Annotated in this window: 16 protein-coding genes; 11 read left to right on the forward strand and 5 right to left on the reverse strand. The window is 60.9% G+C overall.

Annotation, left to right across the window (positions count from 1 at the left end; translation table 11 throughout):
* Positions 1-150: 150 nt before the first annotated feature.
* Positions 151-1242 carry an amidohydrolase family protein gene (locus ACFMO7_RS17765; RefSeq protein WP_376796825.1) on the reverse strand — a complete coding sequence of 364 codons (1092 nt, stop codon included), beginning with the start codon at positions 1240-1242 and terminating at the stop codon, positions 151-153.
* Between the two features lie 556 nt (positions 1243-1798).
* Here ACFMO7_RS17765 and ACFMO7_RS17770 point away from each other — a divergent pair.
* The 4 genes from ACFMO7_RS17770 (at position 1799) to ACFMO7_RS17785 (ending at position 6868) form a co-directional block, all read left to right on the forward strand.
* Complete coding sequence (locus ACFMO7_RS17770) at positions 1799-2698, forward strand: IclR family transcriptional regulator (protein ID WP_376796826.1); 900 nt, start codon at positions 1799-1801, stop codon at positions 2696-2698.
* A 206-nt stretch (positions 2699-2904) separates the two neighbouring features.
* Positions 2905-4749 (forward strand): pentapeptide repeat-containing protein, encoded by a 1845-nt coding sequence (locus tag ACFMO7_RS17775; RefSeq protein WP_376796827.1) that lies wholly within the window; start codon positions 2905-2907, stop codon positions 4747-4749.
* A 281-nt stretch (positions 4750-5030) separates the two neighbouring features.
* Positions 5031-5798: a 3-oxoacyl-[acyl-carrier-protein] reductase gene (fabG, locus tag ACFMO7_RS17780; protein WP_376796828.1), complete on the forward strand. Its 768-nt coding sequence runs from the start codon at positions 5031-5033 to the stop codon at positions 5796-5798.
* A 203-nt stretch (positions 5799-6001) separates the two neighbouring features.
* Positions 6002-6868, forward strand: a complete 867-nt coding sequence (locus ACFMO7_RS17785; RefSeq protein ID WP_376796829.1) for a class I SAM-dependent methyltransferase — start codon at positions 6002-6004, stop codon at positions 6866-6868.
* A 112-nt stretch (positions 6869-6980) separates the two neighbouring features.
* On the opposite strand, the gene ACFMO7_RS17790 is transcribed toward ACFMO7_RS17785, so the two are convergent.
* Positions 6981-7646: an iron-containing redox enzyme family protein gene (locus ACFMO7_RS17790; protein ID WP_376796830.1), complete on the reverse strand. Its 666-nt coding sequence runs from the start codon at positions 7644-7646 to the stop codon at positions 6981-6983.
* A 170-nt stretch (positions 7647-7816) separates the two neighbouring features.
* On the opposite strand from ACFMO7_RS17790, the gene ACFMO7_RS17795 reads away from it, so the two are divergent.
* Positions 7817-8107: a hypothetical protein gene (locus ACFMO7_RS17795; protein ID WP_376796831.1), complete on the forward strand. Its 291-nt coding sequence runs from the start codon at positions 7817-7819 to the stop codon at positions 8105-8107.
* 176 nt (positions 8108-8283) lie between these two features.
* Here ACFMO7_RS17795 and xylB read toward each other — a convergent pair whose 3' ends face one another.
* Both xylB and ACFMO7_RS17805 read right to left on the reverse strand, forming a co-directional pair.
* Positions 8284-9852 (reverse strand): xylulokinase, encoded by a 1569-nt coding sequence (gene xylB / locus ACFMO7_RS17800; RefSeq protein WP_376796832.1) that lies wholly within the window; start codon positions 9850-9852, stop codon positions 8284-8286.
* A gap of 186 nt (positions 9853-10038) precedes the next feature.
* Positions 10039-11106 carry a sugar phosphate isomerase/epimerase family protein gene (locus ACFMO7_RS17805; RefSeq protein WP_376796833.1) on the reverse strand — a complete coding sequence of 356 codons (1068 nt, stop codon included), beginning with the start codon at positions 11104-11106 and terminating at the stop codon, positions 10039-10041.
* Positions 11107-12473: 1367 nt separating this feature from the next.
* On the opposite strand from ACFMO7_RS17805, the gene ACFMO7_RS17810 reads away from it, so the two are divergent.
* The 6 genes from ACFMO7_RS17810 (at position 12474) to ACFMO7_RS17835 (ending at position 19749) form a co-directional block, all read left to right on the forward strand.
* Positions 12474-13799: a branched-chain amino acid ABC transporter substrate-binding protein gene (locus tag ACFMO7_RS17810; protein ID WP_376796834.1), complete on the forward strand. Its 1326-nt coding sequence runs from the start codon at positions 12474-12476 to the stop codon at positions 13797-13799.
* Positions 13800-14171: 372 nt separating this feature from the next.
* The gene (locus ACFMO7_RS17815; RefSeq protein ID WP_376796835.1) at positions 14172-15134 is read left to right on the forward strand and encodes a branched-chain amino acid ABC transporter permease; all 963 of its coding nucleotides are present in this window, start codon (positions 14172-14174) and stop codon (positions 15132-15134) included.
* Between the two features lie 46 nt (positions 15135-15180).
* A complete protein-coding gene (locus tag ACFMO7_RS17820) occupies positions 15181-17196 on the forward strand; it encodes a branched-chain amino acid ABC transporter permease (protein ID WP_376796836.1) in 2016 nt (671 codons plus the stop codon).
* A gap of 83 nt (positions 17197-17279) precedes the next feature.
* Positions 17280-18161, forward strand: a complete 882-nt coding sequence (locus ACFMO7_RS17825; protein WP_376796837.1) for an ABC transporter ATP-binding protein — start codon at positions 17280-17282, stop codon at positions 18159-18161.
* A 78-nt stretch (positions 18162-18239) separates the two neighbouring features.
* Entirely contained in the window at positions 18240-18959 is a 720-nt protein-coding gene (locus tag ACFMO7_RS17830; protein WP_376796838.1) for an ABC transporter ATP-binding protein, read from the forward strand.
* Positions 18960-19200: 241 nt separating this feature from the next.
* Positions 19201-19749 (forward strand): phosphoribosyltransferase, encoded by a 549-nt coding sequence (locus tag ACFMO7_RS17835; protein ID WP_376796839.1) that lies wholly within the window; start codon positions 19201-19203, stop codon positions 19747-19749.
* A 163-nt stretch (positions 19750-19912) separates the two neighbouring features.
* Here ACFMO7_RS17835 and ACFMO7_RS17840 read toward each other — a convergent pair whose 3' ends face one another.
* Entirely contained in the window at positions 19913-20782 is an 870-nt protein-coding gene (locus tag ACFMO7_RS17840; RefSeq protein WP_376796840.1) for a class I SAM-dependent methyltransferase, read from the reverse strand.
* Between the last annotated feature and the right edge of the window lie 74 nt (positions 20783-20856).

Genomic DNA, 20856 nt, shown 5'->3' on the forward strand with positions numbered 1-20856 from the left:
TTTCTCCCCTTGTCTTGCCATCGAACGCGCGACAGGACCGGTAGAGAGCCGGGCCCGGTCTGGTGAGCCGGCCGCGCCCGAGCCAGCTCGCCCCCGTTCTCGGAAACCGGCCCAGGCGCTGGCCGCCGTCGGCTGGCCGCGGCAGCCGACTCAGGCACCAGCCTCAGCGGCTGCGGAGCTGCTCGCCCCTTGTGACTTCAGCCGGCTACCGTTCTCTCCTGCGGCCACCTGCTGGGCTAGCTCGTCGCCGCTTAGCTTTCTCAGCTGCTCTTCGGGATCGATGCCATAGAGGCGCGCCGCGTTCAAGCCCATAATCTTGCGCTTCACGTCGAGGGTGAGATCAACCTTGAATTCTTCTTTCAGGTCTTGAGGCAGCTCGAAGGCCATGAAGCGCTCCACCAGCCAGCGGGGCTCCCAAATGGCATAGTCGCTGCCAAAGAGAATCTTGTCCGGTCCCACCCAGAAGAGCAGGTTGGCCATGATCTCGGCAAAGTAGCGAGGGCGAGGATAAATGAAGGGTAAGGCTACGGCCAGGCCAGCGTAGACGTTTTTCTCCTGGACGGCAATCCAGCAGAAGTCTTCCAGACGCGGCAAGCCAACGTGCTCGACGATAAAATTCAGCTCGGGAAAATGGGAGGCAGCATCGTCGACATCGGCTACATCGAAGGCGTCGCGATTGAGAGGATAAATGGTCGGGCCTTTATGCACATGGATATTAGTGATCCCTAGCCTGGCGCATTCCTCCAGATAACGGTAAGCTTCGGGACTGGAGAGCTTGTAACCCTTCGAGGAGCCACGCCATTCCGCCGTATAGAGCTTGACGCCTTTGATGTCCCACTGGTCCTTCTGACGCCGCAGATAGTCCAGGCCAGCATCACCGTCGCGCGCATCCCAGGCCCCGTTGAGGATAAAGCGCTCGGGATAGCGCTGCTTCATGACGCTGTTTTGCTCGATGGTATTGAAGCCATTGATGAAGAACTCGCTGAGATAGGTGGGCTGGAGAATAGCCATATCGACGTAGCCCTTGACAAACTCGTCACGGGCCATGCGCTCCGGCGTATAGCGCTCAAAGTCGCTGAGCGGCCAAACGTACTCAGCGGGAGAAAGATTGCGGTGATAGTCGTAGAAGCAGTCGATCCAGCCGCGCCCATACTGGTTGCGCTGGTTGGCGGGACTGGCGTCCCAGAGATGCGTGTGGGCGTCAATGATGAAAATCTCTTCGCCCGTCGAGGTGCGGAACATCAGCCGGCCTCCTTTGTGTCCAGCAGGTCAACAGCGACCCGCTCCGTGATCCCTTCGGCTCGCGCTGGCCTGGACCCGGCCAGGACTTTGTTCTTCCAGGGCCAGCCAGCTCCAGTGCTCTCACGGAGCACGAGCCAGGGAGGGAGTTCGAACGCATTACGCTGCCTATGCCTTCAGAACAGGCGAATCCCTTGTTGATTTCTTGCCCGGCCCCCTATCTTCCTTGCTTGGACCGTCTTGTAACTTGAGACTCCGTCTGCGCAGACTGGCTCATCAGAGGAACCAAGAAGGGCCTGAACCGCTCACCGCTTGGGCTGAGTACCCAGATCGGCTCCAGTCTCTGGCTTACGCTGCCAGCATAGCATAAAACGATACCAGTGTGTAGATCGAGATTTCATTATTTGAAATCCTGTCTCATCCTGCTTGACACTAAGACGCGGCCCAGTATAATCCCAGGTAAGGAAGGCATGCTTTACCGGGAAGGAAGGAGCGTCGCTACAGGCAAGCTCGCCAACTGTGGCACGCTTCCTCCCATGTGCAAAGGAGCAACAGTGTCATGGCCAACCGCTCTCACGCCCACCCGCAAGCCTCGGATGGCCCAGCCCCAACGTCCAAACGCGATGTCCTACGCTCGGCGCAGCGCGTGCTCGCCATTCTCGACCTCCTCGCCCGTATGCCCGGCGGATTGACCGTCCGCGCCGTAAGCAGGCTGCTCCAGATCAATATCAGCACCTGTTATCACAGTTTGAATACGTTGCAGGCCGCTGGCTACATTGAGCGCCTTCCCAGCGGCCACTATGTACTCGGGCCACAGATCCCCTATTTGAACGATGCATACCTGCGCACGCTGACCTGGGAATGGCCAGTACCAGCGGCAGACCCCTCAGAGAATGGCAGAGCTGTCTCCCCTCCACCAGTCCAGCAGCCCTCCCTCTTGCAGCGGCTGCGCCCCATTCTGCACAGCTTGAGCGAGCGCAGCCAGGAGACGGCCTATCTGGCCGGCTGGCGCTACGGCGAGGTCGAGCTGCAGGCCATTGTCGAGCCTGCCCACGCCGAGCGCATTCCGGGCATCTACATCGGCTATCGCGGCCAGGCCCATGCCCACGCTCTGGGAAAAGTGCTCCTCGCTTATAGCTCGCCAGCTTTCGTCGAGGACTACCTTGCCCGCCACACCCTGATCCGCCTGACTCAGCGCACGATCGTCGAACGCTCCCTTCTTTGCGAAGAGCTAGACACGGTCTTTCATCAGGGCTATAGTATCGACCGCGAGGAGTTGCACCCCGGGACAATCTGCCTGGCAGCGCCTGTCAGAGATGCCCAGGGCCGGGTCAGAGCGGCCATCGCTATTTCGTTCCGCAGCGATCAGTTTTCCCGCCACGGCGAGTGGCTGACTTCCCAGGTCCTGCGGGCTGCCCGCCAGGCCAGCGCTGAGCTGCGCCTCTCACGGCATCGCTAGCCGATGACGCCGCCGCTCCAATGCGACGGCTGACAGGTACCGCAGGCGCTTGCTCTCTGCTCGCCCGCCGCTTCTCCCTCGCAAAAGTCCTGGTTGCCGCACAAAAATAGACCGGGACGTACGTAGTTGTTTATAATAAGGGACACAGGAGCTGCGACCATTCACAATAGTGCGGAGAAGAGAGATCAAGCCAGGAGTCTAGTGCTATGGTCACAACGTTGATTATTGGGGGCATTATTGTCTGCGTGCTGGCCGGGGGCCTGGGGGTCTTCCTTGGCTTGCGCGTTCAGCGCCACTTTATCGAGAGCATCCGCAAGCAGCAAGCAGCCTGGGAACGAGCGGAGGAGGCGCGCCGCCAGGTCTGGGAACAGAAACAGCAGCGCGAGATGGCTGCCCAAAAGCAGAGCGTGGCCAATCAGGTCGAGCAGCTACGCAAGGCTTACGAGGAGCGCCTGAATCAGGCGATCAGTCAATTCGGCGTCGAGCTAGAGCTGGCGCGCCTACCCCGGGTGGATGAGACGCCCATCCTGTCCAAGGCCGCGGAGGCAGGGGCCGCTATGCCCGCCCATTGGCGGCCCGCCAACCTGTACAAGGCCGACCTTTCGCAGCGCGATCTTTCCCATCGCTATCTGGGGCGCGCCGATCTGCGCGGGGCGCGGCTGGTAGGCGCGAATCTTTCAATGGCCGATCTCTCACGCGCATGCCTGGCCGGCGCGGATCTGACAAGAGCTAATCTGACAGGGGCCAATCTCTCGTACGCCGATCTGCGCGAGGCCAACCTGAGCGAGGCCACTTTGCTGGTGGCAGACCTGCACCAGACGAACCTGACCGGGGCCCGGCTGGATAACGTCTACAGCCTGACCGAGGAGCAATTGCGCTCAGCTATTCTCGGTCCCCAGGCCCGCAGCGAAGTTGAGGTGGAAGAGACCTCGCCACGCATGCCGGCGGTTCGCCCAAGACGTATTATCCCCGAGCGCCCTGCCGCAGGAACAAGCCCTGGCAGCTCCCGCGCCAAAAGCCAGGATGGTCCCCTTCCAACAGGAGAGGCCACTCTCTCAGCCAGCTTCACAGGCTCCAGCGGCACCGCAACCTCTCCCGACGTAGAAGAGGCAGCCTCTTCGTTCGCGAACGCCGCCAGCTTAGCCGCGACCGGCCTCTCTTCGGGTCAGGAGGCAGCGACTCTGCCCACCTCTTCGGCTGCACTAAGCGCCGAGACAGCCCCCGAGTCGGCCGCGATCAGCGCTCCTTCCCCGGCAGAGGAAAGGCAGGAAGCGCCGTTGATCGCTTCGCCCTCCAGCGAGGCCAGCCAGCAGGAGGAGAGCAGCGATGACTACTTCTCGCCCGAGAGCCTGGCCTATATGATGGAGGAGCGACCGGCAGGACAGCCACCAGAGATTCCCGCCTGGCTGAAGGCCCTTGAAACTTCTACCGGCGGCACGACACTCAACTTCGGCGCAGACTCAGAGTCGACGCTCCCGGGCCTGGCTTCATCCCTCCCCACAGAGGAGGAACACTCGGCTTCCTCACAGGAAGAGACAGAGAGGGCGTTCTACGCCTCCGAGAGCTTCGATCGGCAGGAGGAATTTCCCTCCTCTGCGACCTTGCCCTGGACGGCATCGAGCTGGGAACGCGCCTGGAAGGAGGCCGTTGAGCGCTCCGCCGCCTTCTCCCAGCAGGAGGCGGAGACGGCAGAAGAGAAGGAAGGTCACCAGCTCGCGGAAGATGCACCAGCCAAGGCCACCCCGTTCAGCTTCGAGGTGCCGAATAGCGCCTACGAGCTGCAGGCCACCAGCGGCAACGAGGTGGAGGAGCAATCGCCCGAGGCAACCTCTCCTTCGGACTTCCCACAGGTCCCGGAAACCCCGTTCTCGGTTCCTACCCTGGATACGCTGCCCTTCATCGAGCGCTTAGTCGATCCCCTGCCTCAGTCGGAACGCACCAGCGCAGAAAGCTTGCTTGATCCCCAGGTTGCCGACCACATCGTCGATACGCAGGAGCTGCGCGCGCTCAAGCAAAAGTCACCAGCCTCCGGCGAACAAGCCACCTCCTGACTGGAATGGCAGCGGAGGCCTTCGCAGCGCAGCGCAGCGCTCCTGGCCGCCTTGCTCCGCTCCGCCCAGGCTATTTCTGCGCCTCTCTCCAGCACTGAGCGCACTCGCAGGCCGGCCAACCAGGTGAGCCGGCCTGGGGCAGGCTTGCGCTCTCCTCTCTCTTCGCCCGCTACACGCCTGGCTACTCTTCTGGCTGGCACTTCACAGGCGGCACAAATATGCTATACTAGAGCGGCAAACGGGCGGGGACGCCAAGGTATTCGACAAGGAGTAGACGTTATATGGCCAGAGAACAGCATCTGCCACTGGAAGGCAAGATCGCACTTGTGACTGGAAGTAGCCAGGGTATCGGGCGGGCAGTGGCTCTGCGTCTGGCTCAGGCGGGAGCAGATGTCGCTGTGAACTACTATCGTCATGCGGAGGCCGCCGAAGAGGTACGCGCCCAGATCGAAGCCCTCGGCAGACGCGCCATCGCGGTCCAGGCTGACGTGAGCCAGGAAGAAGATGTCAGCAGGCTCTTTGAGCAGATCAACCGTGAGCTGGGGCCGGTGACCGTGCTGGTAAATAACGCAGGAACCACCCGCGATAAGCTGATTCTGCAGATGTCGCTTGCCGATTTTGAGGATATTTTGAATATCAACCTTCGTTCGGCTTTCCTTTGCACCCGCGCAGCCCTGCGCACGATGATGAAGGCGCGCTGGGGCCGCATCGTTAACGTGACCTCGGTCGCCGGTCTGCTTGGCAATGCCGGCCAGGCTAACTATAGCGCTTCGAAAGCGGCCATCATCGCTCTGACGCTCAGCACAGCGCGCGAGATGGCCAGCCGCAACATCACGGCCAACGCCGTGGCGCCGGGCTTCGTCCCCACAGAGCTAACCTCGAAGCTGACAGAGCAGCAGCGTAAGCAGATGCTCGACCTGACCCCTCTTGGGCGCTTTGGAACCCCCGAGGAGGTTGCCGCCACGATTTGCTTCCTCTGCTCACCCGAGGCTGGCTATATTACTGGCCAGGTCATCTGCGTCGACGGAGGCATGGCCATGCATATCTGATCTGCCGGCTTCCCTCTCCCCTCTGGCTCCTCGGTTTCGATCACCCCCTCTGTTGCTGGCCTTCTTTCCTTCGGCCCTGCTTGTCCGGCTCTCTCTTGCTCTGAGCGGGAGATTTTCGGCGCAGGGCCACCGACCCTGAAACAATTTTGGGGCGAACTTTCTCTAATTCGATAACACCGACACCAGCTCAGGAGGCTCAACTGATGGGCTTGATCGAAACCGAGGAAACCAACCAGTTCACCTTCGAACCCTTTGCCGCGCACCACTTTTATACCGAGATTAATCGCGCGCTCGTGCAGCAGGCCCTGGCGCACCTGGAAGGAAAAGGGCAAGCGCACGAGCAGCCCCTCACCATCGTCGATATGGCCTGTGGCACCGGCGCTGTCACGCGCCTGATCGCTGAGGAGCTGGCTCGCCAGGGACGACAGGCACGCTTGATCGGCGTCGATCCTTCGGCAGAAGCCCTGCGCCGCGCTCATAAGAGTATGGAAGCGCTGGGTATGCAGGCTGAGTTTGTCCAGGGCGAAAGCGAAGACCTGCCGCGCATCGTCCAGAACGCCGACATGGCCTTCTTCTGCAACGCTATCCACCTGGTCGCCGACAAGCTCGCCGCCTTCCGCCAGATCTCCGCCATTCTTCGCCCAGGCGGCATCTTCGCCTGCAATAGCGCTTTCTACGAGGGCACCTATGTGCCAGGCACCGAACGCTTTTATCGTATGTGGACGCGCCGCGCCGTGGGCTGGCTGCGCAAGACTCACCCGGATATCCGCCCTTCGCGTGAAACCAAGGCTCAGGCCATGCAGTGGCTCTCGCCCGAGGAATACGCCGCTCTCTTCCGCGAGGGCGGTTTCAGCCGCGTGGAGATGACGCAGACTCAGGTCTCAATCTCGCTCGATGCCTGGAAGGACCTGGGTCAATACTGGCTCTTCATTGAAGGCGCCCTACCAGGGGTACCACTCTCCCTCGGCGCCCAGGCCCTGGGAGTGGCGGTCTATGAGGCCGGCCAGGAGCTTGGCCTGCAGGAGGTACCTCGCATGTGGCTCCAGATGGTGGCAATGAAGGACGCCTGAGCTGCCAGTCGGCAGCTCTTGCCTGGCTCGCCTTTTCCCAGCTTGCTCCCCTGGCAGGACACGCTTCCAAAGTCACCTACCAGGCCCGAAGGTTTCCCACGCCCTGGGCCAGTCAGGAGATGGCGGGCGGCGCCTGCAGGATGGCATCGTAGAACTGTATTTCATATTCATGGCTCAGACGGATGACGCGGGCCAGGCGCCGAGATTGAGCCGCTTCGAAGGTCTGTTCGCTGAGCCAGCGTTCCAAAGGGGGAAGTCGCTCACTGATGGCCAGATGGGCGCTGAAAAAGGCCACCTGGGAGGCATCCAGACCGTAATGGCGCATCAGCGCCGGATAGATACGCAGGCAGAGCTGGGCAAAGACGTCTTCGCTGGCCCCCACCGCCGCCAGCCACTCCCACGGGGAACCCGTCTCCAAGATCCAGTAGAAAAAGTTGAGCAGCGCCTGGCAGCCTGCCAATGGCTCAACCTGGGCAAAGGCGGTTCGAGGAACACCAACCGCCTCGCCGAAGCGTATCAGCAGTTCCGGGCCCCCTTTTTTAGCGGCCAGTTTATCGATGAGCATCTCCTGCAACTGTAGATCCGGCGCAGCCCGGGCGATAGCCAGAGCATCAAGACGATAAGCATCCTGGACAATGAGCCAGTCCTGGAGGGCGAAGAGGCCCAGCCTCTCCCTGGCAAGTGTACCATTCTCAATGCCGCTCCAGAAAGGGTGAGAAAGGATGCGCTCGCGCATCGCTTGTAGCTCTGTCGTGAGCAGCCGATCAAACCAGGCCATTGCTCAACTCCTTGACTGTGGTTCTCTTCCTGGACTGATAGTGCGGCTCAGACCACCTGCACCGCTTCGTTGTTGCCAGGTGGGCCAGTGATCCGCTACACTTACAGCGGAGCTATGCATTCGGTCCTACCTGCCTCTGAGCAGGAGCGGGAGAAGGCGGGAACAGAAGCATGTTGGATAATCTGACGCTGATCCCCCTGTTTGCCTTTAGTCTGGCCGCCTTGATTTTCGTGGGTCTGGCGATCGACAGCTTTGTGGAGCGTGGCCTCTCCTTCTCCAGCCTGGCCCGCTTTTGTCTAGAGCTGGCCCTGAGCGGTCTGCTGCTCTTGCCCGTGGCCTATGTGCTGCTCGACGCCAGCGGCGAGTGGTACACCTTCGTCGGGATCACTGTCCTGTTGCTGGTGGCAGCCCTCGCTGCCCTGCTGGGTCAGCTTGTCCGACTCACCAGCCCCAGACGCTGAGCGCCTACCAACCTACACGGAAGAGGAATGCGTCGGTAGCAGACGGCACCACAAGGGCGGCGGCTGAGGGTCCCCAGGCCGGCCCCCCGACCTCAAGGATCCCGTCAGCCGTGCGCCCCACTGCCGACAGGCACCGGCACGCCACTCGCTTTCTTTCTTTGGCCGCTGATCTTCATTCAGTGGCCAGGAGGCTCAGCCTGCCCAAGACCGGCCAGGGCGTGGAAGACATTTCTGAGGGCCGGATAGAGAGCGCGATATTGCTCGTAGAAGCGAGCATAGAGCGCAACCAGCTCAGGCCGGGGCGCCGTGCTCTCAATTACCCTGACCGTGCTCGCGCAGGCGGCCTCGACCGAGGGATAGAGGCCAGCCGCTACTCCCGCCAGCAAGGCGGCGCCGAAGGCCGGCCCTTCACTGGCATTGGTCACGGCCAGCTCAACACCCAACACATCGGCAATGATTTGGCGCCAAAGAGGACTCCGAGCGCCGCCCCCAGTGGCCCGCACCTGCTCTAGCCGCAATCCCTGAGCCGTAATAATCGTGAAGCAGTCTTTGAGACTAAAGGCCACTCCCTCCAGCACGGCGCGGATGAGATGGCGACGGTCATGAGCGGCGGTCAGACCGATCCATCCCCCACGAGCGTAAGCGTCGAGATGCGGCGTGCGCTCCCCCTGCAGATAAGGCAGGAAGAGCAGCCCCTGGCAGCCAGGTGGAGCGCCCTGCGCCTCGCGCGCGAGCAGCTCATAGGCATCCAGACCCGTCCAGCGCTCCAGGGCGCGCTCGGGGAGACCCAGGTAGTCGCGCACCCACCGCAACGAGAGGCCCGCCCCCTGCGTCACCCCCATCAGATACCAGGCGCGCGGCACGGCATGATTGAAGGTATGAATGCGCGGTATCGGCCCCGAGCGATCAACGTGGGGGGCCTCGGCATGGGCCAGCACGACGCCGCTGGTGCCGATCGAGACCAGAGCGAGACCGGGTCGCACCACGCCGTTGCCCACCGCCCCACAGGCATTATCAGCCCCACCACCGGCAACCGGTGTACCGGCAGGCAGGCCCGTGAGAGCGGCTACCTCCTCTGTGATTGCACCGGCGACGGCCTCAGCCGGCACCACCGGGGGCAGGAGAGCAGGATCAAGCCCGACAGCCTCCAGAACCTCGCGCGACCAGCTTCCCCCGGTCACATTCAGCAGGCAGGTCCCGGCGGCATCGGAGATCTCCATCGCCATTGTCCCAGTTAAACGGTAGCGGATGTAATCCTTGGGCAGCAGGACAGTGCGCACGCGCGCAAACAGTTCCGGCTCATGCTCACGTACCCAGAGAATCTTGGGCGCCGAGAAGCCCGGCAGAGCCGGATTAGAGACCAGCTCGATCAGACGCCCAGCCCCAACACGCTCGGTCATCCAGCGACACTGTGGCTCGCTGCGCTGATCCGCCCAGATGATGCACGGGCGAATCACCTGGGCCGCCTCATCTAAGAGGACAATGCCATGCATCTGGCCGGAGAGACCCACCCCACGCACGTCCAGGGGCCGCACCCCGGCTTGTGCTCCCTGCTCCAGGCAGGCGCGAATCGCCTCGAGCGTCGCCTGCCACCAGTCAGCCGGATTCTGCTCGGCCCAGCCCGGACGCGGATGAAAGAGCGGATAGTCCACAAAAGCTGAGGCCAGGGGACGGCCATCCGCCGCATCGAAGATGGCCGCCTTCACGCCAGTGGTGCCCAGATCAATACCAAGTAGCGCTTCCATCGGCATGCATCCTGGAAAAGCAGACTGACAGAGTGGGGGCTGCTGGTCCGCTGGTCGAGTAGAACCAGGCGCGAGCCGGCCCGTTGTGCCGACCTGGCTTCCAGCTCCTGGACAGCTCACCCGGCCTGATCAACGAGAAGCCGCCCCCCTCCGACGTGGCAATCAGTCTGCGCTGTTCTCTTCTCCCTACGAGCGCTTCTTGCGCTGCTGAACGATGCGATCGATGTAGGCCTGATCGAGACCCAGCGTCTCGTAGACGATACGATAGCCCTCGACAGCGTCGGCACGGGCCCGCGCCTCAGCCAGAGCCTGGCGATCGATCTTGCGCGCCAGATCATCGATAAAGGCCCACTGCAACACAGAGCGGCGCACCGCGGCGATCTGGTCCTCGGTATAGGGATAGAGATCGTAACCGATTCGCTCGCCATGCTGGCCATAGCCGACATCCTGCAGCGTCATGGCCAGCTCCAGGGTCTGCATAAAGAAAGAAGCGCCGACCATGTTATCGTCGTCGAAGGTGCCCCAGCCCGAGTTGGCATGCTGATGGCCCAGGCGCCCTTCGGCATGCAGAAGAGCGGCGTACTCGGCCAGGTTTTCCCCATTCATAATCAGATGCTGCCAGTCCATATTGACAAGCAGCCGCGAAGTATCGACGCCAAGACGCCCGATGCGCTCGATCGTATAGAGGCAGGCGGCGATATTGCGCATCAGAATGTTCATGGCCGGCTCGCTGTTCTTATGCTCCAGGAAGACCTTGACGCCCTTGGAAGCGGCATGGGCCACAACCTCAGCCACGCCCTCGACAAAGAGGTCCCAGGTGCGGGCGTAGTCGCGCTGGAAGTTATAGTTATAGCCCTCGGCCCCAGGCCAGATAATGAAATTGGCGCCCAGAGCGGCAGCCAGATCAACACCGCGCTTGAGCGTCTCAATACCGCGGCGGCGCAGGGCGGGATCGGGGTTAATAAAGGCGCCGAGCTTGTAGGTGGGGTCGGTATGCAGTCCGGCGGCGATGCAATAGATGTCCATCGGGCCCAGAGCGGCCTTGATAGCCTCGACGGTATCCTCGTTGATCTCGCCCGGATAATGGTACTCGAGGCCATCGACCAGATCGGCCAGTCCATCAACCACGCGCTTCGTGCGCGTGACCATGTCCTCGTTGGCCACCTCGGGATGGTAGCCGGGCGGGACAAAGCGCGTAACGTTGGGGCCAAAAGCCCAAATCCCAACGCTGTTCTTGATGGCTTGCTGTTCCACTGCTCCCTCCTTAGAATGAGATTCCGGTGGACTGTCTCCCGGTACGGTTGTCTCTGTCTGGCCCCCCGTTGCCCAGGAAGCAATCGCCGATCCACCTTTAAGTATACACCCGCCGGGCCTGAAAAGGCGATGGGAAGGCAGAAGACCCGCCCAAAGCAGGGTTTCCCATCCCTCACCCGCTCACTGCAGCCGGCAATCAATCAAGCAGTCAGACAGATAGACTGGCTGATCTGAAGCGTGCTGGGGAAGGATAGAGCAGAGTGAAACAGAGGTTCAAGAAGGGAAGCATAAAGAAGGTATTGACAGAGAAAACCGGGGTTCTTTATAATCAGCCCATCTACCAGCCTGGTTGATCTTGCAAGCTGGATAACCTGCTGGTAGCAAATCCAGGTTCAGTCAGCAGAAGAGCAGAGAGATGGCCATAGATCCCATGGCTCAAGCCGGGGGCCTGAAGGCGCCGGAAGGTGCCTGAGAGCTTTCAACGCAAGTCGGTATCTATGGCCTCCCCGAGCGTCGGAGGCCGGAGGACAAGGGCGATGAGGACGCTACGTTCCCCAAGTCATTACGTTCGGGGTGCTTCTCTAGCCTCCGAGAGACGTGGCCAGTGGCTAAAGAGCGCGCGGAGGTGTCAGCGAGCCGCATTCGGGCGGAGCATCTCCCACACGGGTCGAAACGATTGAAGGTGCCGTTGAAGGTCGCTGCGTTCATAAAGGCCACTCCCTGGGCGTTGCCCCATCGGCTTCTGTCCTTGGGTCTGCCAGTGGAAGGTGGGTGGAAGCGAGAACCAAGAAAGAGCCGTTGGAACGTGGGTTGCCGAAAGCGCACCTTTCCGATGCCTGCTCTGTAGATAGGCCGGAAAAGATCGCTAGAGCGCAAAAGGATGCGGCCACGTGGTCGGCCGTTGGCCGTGGCACGCACAAGAGGCGCTTTGGCCGGCAGACTGGGGAGATGATGGTGGCCGACGCGCCAATGGAGAAGAATGCGGGAAGATGGATTGATTGGTCGCGTAGCTGTCCGTGTCAGCGAATATTTCGACAGTAAGGACAATGCAGGGAAACAGGTTTGTCCAGGCCGATCGGAAGGGCACCGGCAATTGTTGCAGCAAGCAGATGGATAGCCATACGAGAAGAAAACAACAGCGGGCCGACGTCCGCGCTGCACTTCCTCCCCATTGCCTAAAGGTGGGGGCATCCGTGCAGCGGAAAGGAATTGGTGAAAGCCAGGCCATGTGAGGTTTTACCACGACCATAGCGTAATGTCTCGTAGGGGTTAAATTTGTGCGCTCCCCAAAGAGCTGCGCTCACCGCCCTGCTGTTACCCGCGTTTCGCGGTGCAGACCTGGTATTTGCGAAGGAGGCTGTTCTTTCATGAGGAGAAACTGGCTACGCTTTATGGCTCTGACGATGGGCCTACCCTTGCTTGTAGCAATGCTGGTAGCCTGCGGAGCCGGCACGACGACAACGGGTACGGGCACCAGCACGACGCAGGGGTCCACTATCATCAAGGTTGCCACTGATTTTCCAGTCAGCGGCGCGGATGCCGGTATTGGAAAATCGACCGAGAACGGGGCACACCTGGCTGTCGATGAGGCCAACGCCAACCATGTGATCCCCGGCTACACGCTCCAGTTCGATCCCCAGGATGACGTCGGCGCCTCGGGCATGCACGATCCGACGAAGGGCGCGAACAATATGAAGGCTCTGGTCGGCGATGCTCTGGTGGCGGGCGTGGTTGGCCCGCTCAACAGTAACGTGGCCCAGGCCGAGATGCCGATTGCCAATCAGGGCCCGCTGGCAATGATCAGCCCGGCCAATACCAATCCCTGCCTCACCAAGGAAGGGGCCGATGTGGGCTGCACTGGCGCCAACGATCTGGTTCCGAAGCTGCGCCCCACAGGAAAGGTGACCTACTTCCGCGTCGCAGCCACCGATGACCATCAGGGGCCAGCTATGGCCGACTACCTCTACAATACGCTGCATCTGCGCACGGCCTATGTCATCGATGATACCGAGACCTACGGCGCTGGCCTGGCGAAGTACTTCGTCCAGGAGTGGACAAAGCTTGGTGGCACGGTGGTCGACGGCAAGAGCCATAGCGTCAAGAGCACGACTTCCTATTTGAACCTGCTGACCGCAGCAGCAGCCTCCAAGCCCGACGTGATCTACTTCGGCGGCAACTACTCGACCGGCGGGCAGTTGATCCAGCAGCAAATGATGACTATCCCTGCCTTGAAGAACGCGGTCTTCGCGGGCGGCGATGGTCTGACCGGCAGCTCGGATTTCTATAAGCAGATCGTCAGCTCGGGCGGTAAGGCCTATATGACGGTCGCCGCTCCCGACGTCTCGAAGATCCCCGCTGCCCAGACCTTCGTTAAGAACTATACGGCCAAGTACGGCGATGTGGGTCCCTATAGCGCTGCGGCCTACGATTCCATGAATATCCTGATCCAGGCTATCAAGGTGGCCCTGACAAAGACCCATACGCCAAAGGATTCCAGCGATGCCGCTCAGGCCCAGGTCTTCCGCCAGGCCGTCATCGACGCCCTGAAGACCATCACCTATAACGGCATCACCGGCAAGATCTCCTTCGACCAGAACGGCGATACGACGAACAAGATCTTCACCATCTACCAGGTCACCACCGTCAACGGCAAGCCGGATCTGCTGGCGAAGGATGTCGTTACTGTCCAGTAACAAGTAGTAGAGCGTTTTTCAAGCAGGCAGGCCAGCAACAGCAAGCGCCGAACCCAGGCGATGCGGCCAGCGGAGCTGGCCTGCCTTTCAGGTTTCTATCAGCTGTAGTTTCTACAGCCTCGGTCGGCTGAAGACCCTCTCCAGGCTGGTGTCCCTGTGGCTCCTGTTGCTTGCATAGTTCGCCGTTTCTACAGTCCTCATCGCCCACTTCAGCCGACTTTTCTAGATAAGGCGGGAGAAAGCCAGTCAGTCAGATAGCCAGCTAGCCTATCAGCCTGTCAGCTTCAGCCATCGACCACAGCTTTCTCTTGCCTTGCTCCTACCCGTCAGATGCTGGTATCATAAACTGGCAGAAGGTGAGGTGCAGGTTCTATGAGTCCTACGACCCTGTTTTTGCAATTGCTCGTCGAGGGGCTTGTCATTGGGTCGATCTACTCACTGGTCGCCCTGGGCTATACGATGGTCTATGGGATCATCGAGCTGATCAACTTCGCCCATGGCGATATTTTCATGATGGGCACCCTCGTCAGCCTGTTCATGGTAACGAACATCTTTCACCTGTCAGACGTCTCCAAGATGCCATTTGGCAATATGCTTGCCATGCTCGTTATAACCTGCCTGGCATCCATCGTCGTCTGTGCACTGCTTGGAGTGCTCATCGAACGGGTGGCCTACCGCCCGCTGCGCAATGCTCCTCGCCTGGCTCCGCTCATCTCGGCCATCGGCGTCTCGCTGGCACTGGAGGATATAGCTAAGGCCCTCATTGGCCCGAATCCTGTGGCGGCCCCATACATGGTACCGCTGGTCCACTACAACATCGGCTCGATCGACATCACCAACACCGACATCATTGTGCTGGTTGTGGCCCTGGTCCTGATGGTGGGCCTGCAGTGGTTGGTGACGAGCACTCGCATCGGACGGGCGATGCGGGCCGTGGCCCAGGATCGCGAGGCTGCCGCCCTGATGGGGGTCAACGTGGATCGAGTAATTGCCATCACGTTCCTGATTGGGGCCGGTATCGCCGGGGCGGGTGGCTTTGTTTTCCTGCTCTCCACCAACAACACAGTCTTCAATGTCGGCTTCGAGCTGGGGCTGTTCGCCTTCACCGCCGCAGTGCTGGGTGGGATCGGCAACCTGGTCGGCGCTATGCTCGGGGGCCTGGTGATCGGCCTGATCCGCGCCATGGTCACCTACATTCCCGATCGTGATCTTCCTTTCGGCCTGCCGCATGGAGGCGTGGCCTGGCAGGATGCCGCTGTCTTCGCTATCCTGATCCTGATCCTGGTCTTCCGCCCCACTGGCCTCCTCGGGCAGCAATTGGCAGAGAAGGTCTAGCCACGAGGCGTGAACACGCACGCGTCGCTATAAGAGGTAACAACAGATGGCTATGTTGGTCCCTTCCCAGATTCTGCCACAGACAGGCGAAACCCGTCGGCTGCTTCTTAAATGGGTTATCGCCTTTTTGGTGCCGGTACTTGTTTTTACCCTCGTCTGGAGCGGCGAGGCGATCCTCAATGCGGCCCTGCTGACGATTTTCTCTGGTGGCTCATTCGAGGACATTTCTCGACTCTCAGCACTTGGTGCTGGCCTCTTCATGCTGCTCTTTTATGGCATCATTATGGGGCTGACGGGCTATCTGACGGCTGCCGACAGTGGCCGTCAGAGCACGCTGGATCTGTGGATCTCGATGTTCTTCTTCACGGTGGTGCCAATTCTGCTGATCTACATTACCGCGAACCTGTTTGTGGGCCTGGCCGCTTCGGTGGTGGTCTGGGCCATCTACTACTATGGGCGCCGCCTCGTCCGGCGCTTCCGTCCCTCCCCTACCCTTCCTCCCCTGCCCCCCCTCAAAGTCCTCGACGCCGAGATGCGCGCCACCCTGATGACCCGTGCTCGCCTTGGAGGTTTCTGGTTCGGGCTGGTCTTCTCCGCCATCTGGCTGGTGGTTGATCTGCTCTTCTACTTTACTGGCCAGTACGGCCAGGGCCAGACCTCGCTGGTGCTTCTGGCCTGGGTCCTGCTGCGAACCATCCTGCTCCCCGTGGCTGGCTGGCTGACAGGGAGTCTGGGCGGCCGGGTGGCGGTCCGCCACGCTCTCCAGGTCAACGGCAACGGCAGCAACGGCGATCGCTCCGGCGCTACGGTGAGCACCCGCCAGCTACGCGCGCTTTCGGCTACCCGCGCTCGCGAGGAGGCACGCGACCTGGTGCCCAACGATTTGCCTCTGCGCAGCACGGGGGCGCGCAATTTCTACCTCTTGCTCCTCCTCGCCCTGCTCTTGTTCTACCCCATGATCGATCCCTTCCTCTTCGGCTCAGGTACGGACTCGCGCCTGGACAACTATGGCAACGCTGGCTACTATGTGATCCTGGCTCTGGGCCTGAATATCGTTGTGGGCTTCGCCGGCCTGCTGGACCTGGGTTATGTGGCCTTCTTTGTGATTGGGGCCTACACCTGGGCCATGGTCGGCTCACCTCAGCTCACGGTTCTGACCGGCATTCACATCAATCCGGACATCTGGCCCTGGCTCTTTTGGCCGATGTTGATTGTGGCTGCCCTGATCGCCGCTCTCTGGGGCATTCTGCTGGGCGCGCCAACCTTACGCCTGCGCGGCGACTACCTGGCGATTGTGACCCTCGGCTTCGGCGAGATTATCCCCATCGTGGTCCAGAATCTGGATAAGTATACCAATGGCACCAATGGCCTCACCGGAATCTACTCGCCGGCCTTCTTCGGGATACGCTGGAATGTCTCAACCTCGGAGCCATACTACTATCTGATCCTGGTGCTGATCGCCTTCGTGCTGCTGGCTAATTTGCGCCTGCGCGATTCGCGCATCGGTCGCGCCTGGATCGCTATGCGCGAGGATGAGATCGCCGCAGCTTCTTCGGGGATCAATCTAACAGGCACAAAGCTGCTGGCCTTTGCTGCGGGCGCTTTCTTCTCGGGGATCGCTGGGGCTTACTACGCCGCCAAGCTGAGTACGGTGACTTCCGGCAACTTCAGTTTCAGCGACTCGGTGATCTATCTGGCAATGGTGGTCCTTGGCGGCCTGGGCAGCATTCCTGGCGTGGTGGTGGGTGCCCTGGCCGTCTATGCGGTCAATGTCCTGGTCCTGCCTCAGCTCGACGCTCTGGGAAACGATCCCAGCAGTATTATTCACCCCCTCTATAGCCAAATCCTGCAGGTGATCCCGAATTTCTCCTTCAGCAATATCCGTAACCTGATTTTCGGGATCATCCTGGTGGTGCTGATGATCTTCCGGCCCGAGGGGCTGATCCCCAGTACGCGCCGACGCCGTGAGCTGCACCGCGCTGAAGCCGAAGGGGTGGAAATTACTCCGCTCGACACCCCACCCGGAGCTCCTGGCTTCGAGTCAGAGATGCGCGTCGAGTGACGAGTTGTGTGCATGAGTGACGGACTGCGAGGGAGACGAATGCTATCCAATAGTGAGGTTGTTCCTAGCTGGAGGCTGCAACCATGACTGCTGAGCACGAGCAGGCCCCTCAGCCCGCGCGCCGCCCTTTGCTGGAACTGAAGAAGGTGACCAAGCACTTCGGCGGCCTGGCCGCGGTCCAGGATGTCGACCTGGTCGTCTATCCCCAGGAGATCGTGAGCATCATCGGGCCGAATGGCGCGGGCAAAACAACGGTTTTCAATCTGATCACCGGTATCTACCAGCCTACGACGGGGGAGATCATTTTCGAGGGCCAGCCCCTCGAGAGACCAACGCCCAACTACGTCGTGCAGCGCGGCATCGCTCGCACCTTTCAGAATATTCGCCTCTTCAATAATATGACGGTGCTGGAAAACGTGCTGGTGGGCCAACATCTGCGCCTGAAAGCCTCTATTCTGGACGCGGTCTTCCGACCTCCCTGGGTGAAACAGGAGGAGGAGGAGGCCCGCCGCCGCGCCATCGAGCTGCTCAGCTTCTTCGGCCAGCATCTGGTCGATCGCCAGGATGAGTACGTCATCAATCTCTCTTACGCCGATCGTCGCCGGGTGGAAATTGCCCGCGCCCTGGCTTCGAACCCTAAATTGTTGTTGCTCGATGAGCCTACCGCCGGCATGAACGAGGCGGAGACGATGGAGGCTGTGCATTATATCCGCCGCCTGCGCGATGAGCTGCACCTGACCATCTTGCTGATCGAGCATAAGCTGATGGTGACTATGGGGATCTCCGACCGCATCGCCGTCCTCGATTATGGACGTAAGATCGCCGAGGGATTGCCCGATGAGATTCGCCGCGATGAGCGGGTGATTACAGCCTATCTCGGAAAGGCGGCTTCTGCCGACCGCCAGACCTGGCAGGTGGCGCTTCGGCGTGAGCCGGAGGGGGAGGCGAATAACCACCATGAGTAAGCGAGTACTGATTGGGCCAGGAGCCCCGCAGCTCTCCGTTGTCCGCCACAGGGCCGCCGCCAGCGTGGGAGGGACACGATGAATGAAGTGATGCTAAAATTGGAGCACGTCGATACGTTCTATGGCCCCATCCAGGTGCTCCACGATATCAATCTGGAGGTGCGTCGCGGCGAGATCGTCTGTCTGCTCGGGGCCAACGCTGCCGGTAAGACAACTACTATGAAGACAATCTTCGGCCTGGTTCGTCCACGCCGAGGAACCATTACTTTCGATGGCCAACGCATCGACAATAGGCCCGCAAGCGACATTGTCCGCCTGGGCCTGGCTCTGGTCCCGGAGGCGCGCCGCATTTTCCCACGCATGACGGTGCTGGAAAATCTGCAGATGGGCGCCTATACTCGGACAAATAAGGCCGAGATAGAGCAGGACCTTGACCACGTCTGCCAGATTTTTCCACGTATTAAGGAGCGCTTGAAGCAGGTCGCAGGCACTCTCTCGGGCGGCGAACAGCAGATGCTGGCTATGGCTCGCGCTTTGATGTCGCGCCCGCGGATGATGTGCATGGACGAGCCGTCAATGGGCCTCTCTCCTATCCTGGTGGAGACGGTTTTTGAGACAATTGTCCGCATCCGCTCGGAGGGCGTGACGATCTTTCTGGTGGAGCAGAATGCCTCGATGGCTCTGAGCCTGGCCGACCGCGGGTATGTCTTGCAGACCGGCAAGATTGTCTTGAGCGATACAGCCGCTAATCTGCTGCAGAATGACCTGGTGCGCCAGGCTTATCTCGGCGGCTCTTGAGCGGCTGCGCTCCAATCTGGCATCGGGCGCTGCCAACGCAGCAGAGAGGCCAAAATCAGTCGTGGCAGTCGATGGTCCGCACGACCCCTACCAGTCAACTTCCTTGAAGAACGGCGGGTCGGCGGACCTCTCTTCTACCAACAGCCCGCTTTCTCTGGCGAGGGCCAGGACGCGTCGGCGGGCCGCTCACCGTTGGAACTTGCCAGCCGCGAGACAGTCCAGAAATAGGAGATGATCTATCATGGAGATCCGTAGCTATGATTACGCCCGCCGACGCGGCGTCCGCTTCCTTTCCTGGGAGGAGGTCGCTCACCTGAGCCGCAAGCTGGGTGAGGCCCTGGCCCAGGAGCAAATCGAAGCTATCGTGGGTATTGCTCGTGCGGGCCTCTTCCCTGCCACGCTGGTCGCCTGCGCGTTGCGGCTCGATCTCTATCCCGTGCGAGTGAGCCGGCGCCTTCAGGATGAGGTGCGTTTCAGTTCACCTGTCTGGCATGTGCCGCTGGTTGCAGAGGTGGCCGGCAAACGCGTTGCCGTTGTCGATGAGATTGCCGATAGCGGGGAGACACTGACGTTGGTGGCGGAGCAGGCGCGCGCGCTCGGAGCGGCTCAGGTGGTGACCGCCGCCCTGGTCTCTCATAGCTGGGCCAGGCCGCAGCCAGCCAGGGTGGCGCTGCTGACGGATGAGCTGGTGGTCTTTCCCTGGGACCAGCAGGTGTTGATAGATGGCACCTGGCAGCTCCACCCGGAGATCGTCACCGCCCTGGCCGCCCAGCACAAGGGTTCTTCCTGAGATCGGCTGTGACTGGCCGCTTCCTGGCCTTCGGTCAGCCGGGTCCGCACTCTGGCCGGGCGGGCAGCAGGTTTGACTGCCCGGTCGCCGGCCCGTGTCCGTACTGGCTTCGTTCGGAGCGGCAGACGGGCCAGGCACTGAGCCGGGCCCGTTCGCTTGCCGCCTAGGGACCTGGATTGACGGCCCAGGCCGTCAGCCCAAAACCGACGATGGTGTAGTCCTCCGCGGCCATCTCCTCCAGCATCTGCTGATAGACTTGCTCAAATTCTCCTTCGCTGATAACTCCGCTGGCCAAGAGAAAGGGCTTTGTCAGACAGAATAGGGCCTGCATGTCTCTGTAGCCGCTATCGTGCATCGGCATCCCGTAGGAGCCGTCGTAGTAGAAGGCCCGGCGCTGGACGTTGACAAAACCCGCTTCACGCAGAAGACGCGCCAGCATGTAGACCACCCCAGAGGAGTTGCCGTCGACGGAAAAGGTCCGTTTCTGCAGAGCCAGCGCGCGGTTGAGACAGCCATAGAGGCGCTGATACGCCGGGCTGTTGCTGACTGGGGTTTCAATCTCGGTGAGACGGATGATGCCGCCGGGACGGAGAATGCGCCGACATTCCCTGAGAAGCGCTGGCCAGCTCTGCTGATCCATAAAGGCCATAATGAGTCGCGCATTGGCCAGATCAAAAGAGGCGTCGTGGAAGGGGAGCCGCTGCCTGGCGTTGGCTACTTCGAAGGTAACGTTGGATAACTCCCGCACCCGCGCTGTGGCCAGGGCATAATCGATCATGGTCGGGTTGATATCGATCCCTACGACCTCTAGATGAGGATAACGGGCCGCCAGCTCTAGCGCCCAGCCTCCTGGACCACAGGCGATGTCGAGCACTCGTCGAAGCTGGCTGAGATCGCCCAGCTCCGGCAGTAAGCCCCCCATCGCTTCGCTAAAGAGCCGCTCCTGCTCAAGGAGCCGGGCAGTCTCCGCTCCTTGTTCGATATCAATGAAGTACCGGTTCTCTCCTGAAGAAGGGGTGGTATCGCTGGTCATGATGCCGCTGCCCTCCTTGTCCTGCGTTGTACTGTCCTGTCCTGCTCATCAATGCCCTGTCCAGCGGACCGGTC

This window comes from Thermogemmatispora sp. (genome assembly GCF_042408735.1).
Taxonomy (GTDB): Bacteria; Chloroflexota; Ktedonobacteria; order Ktedonobacterales; family Ktedonobacteraceae; genus Thermogemmatispora.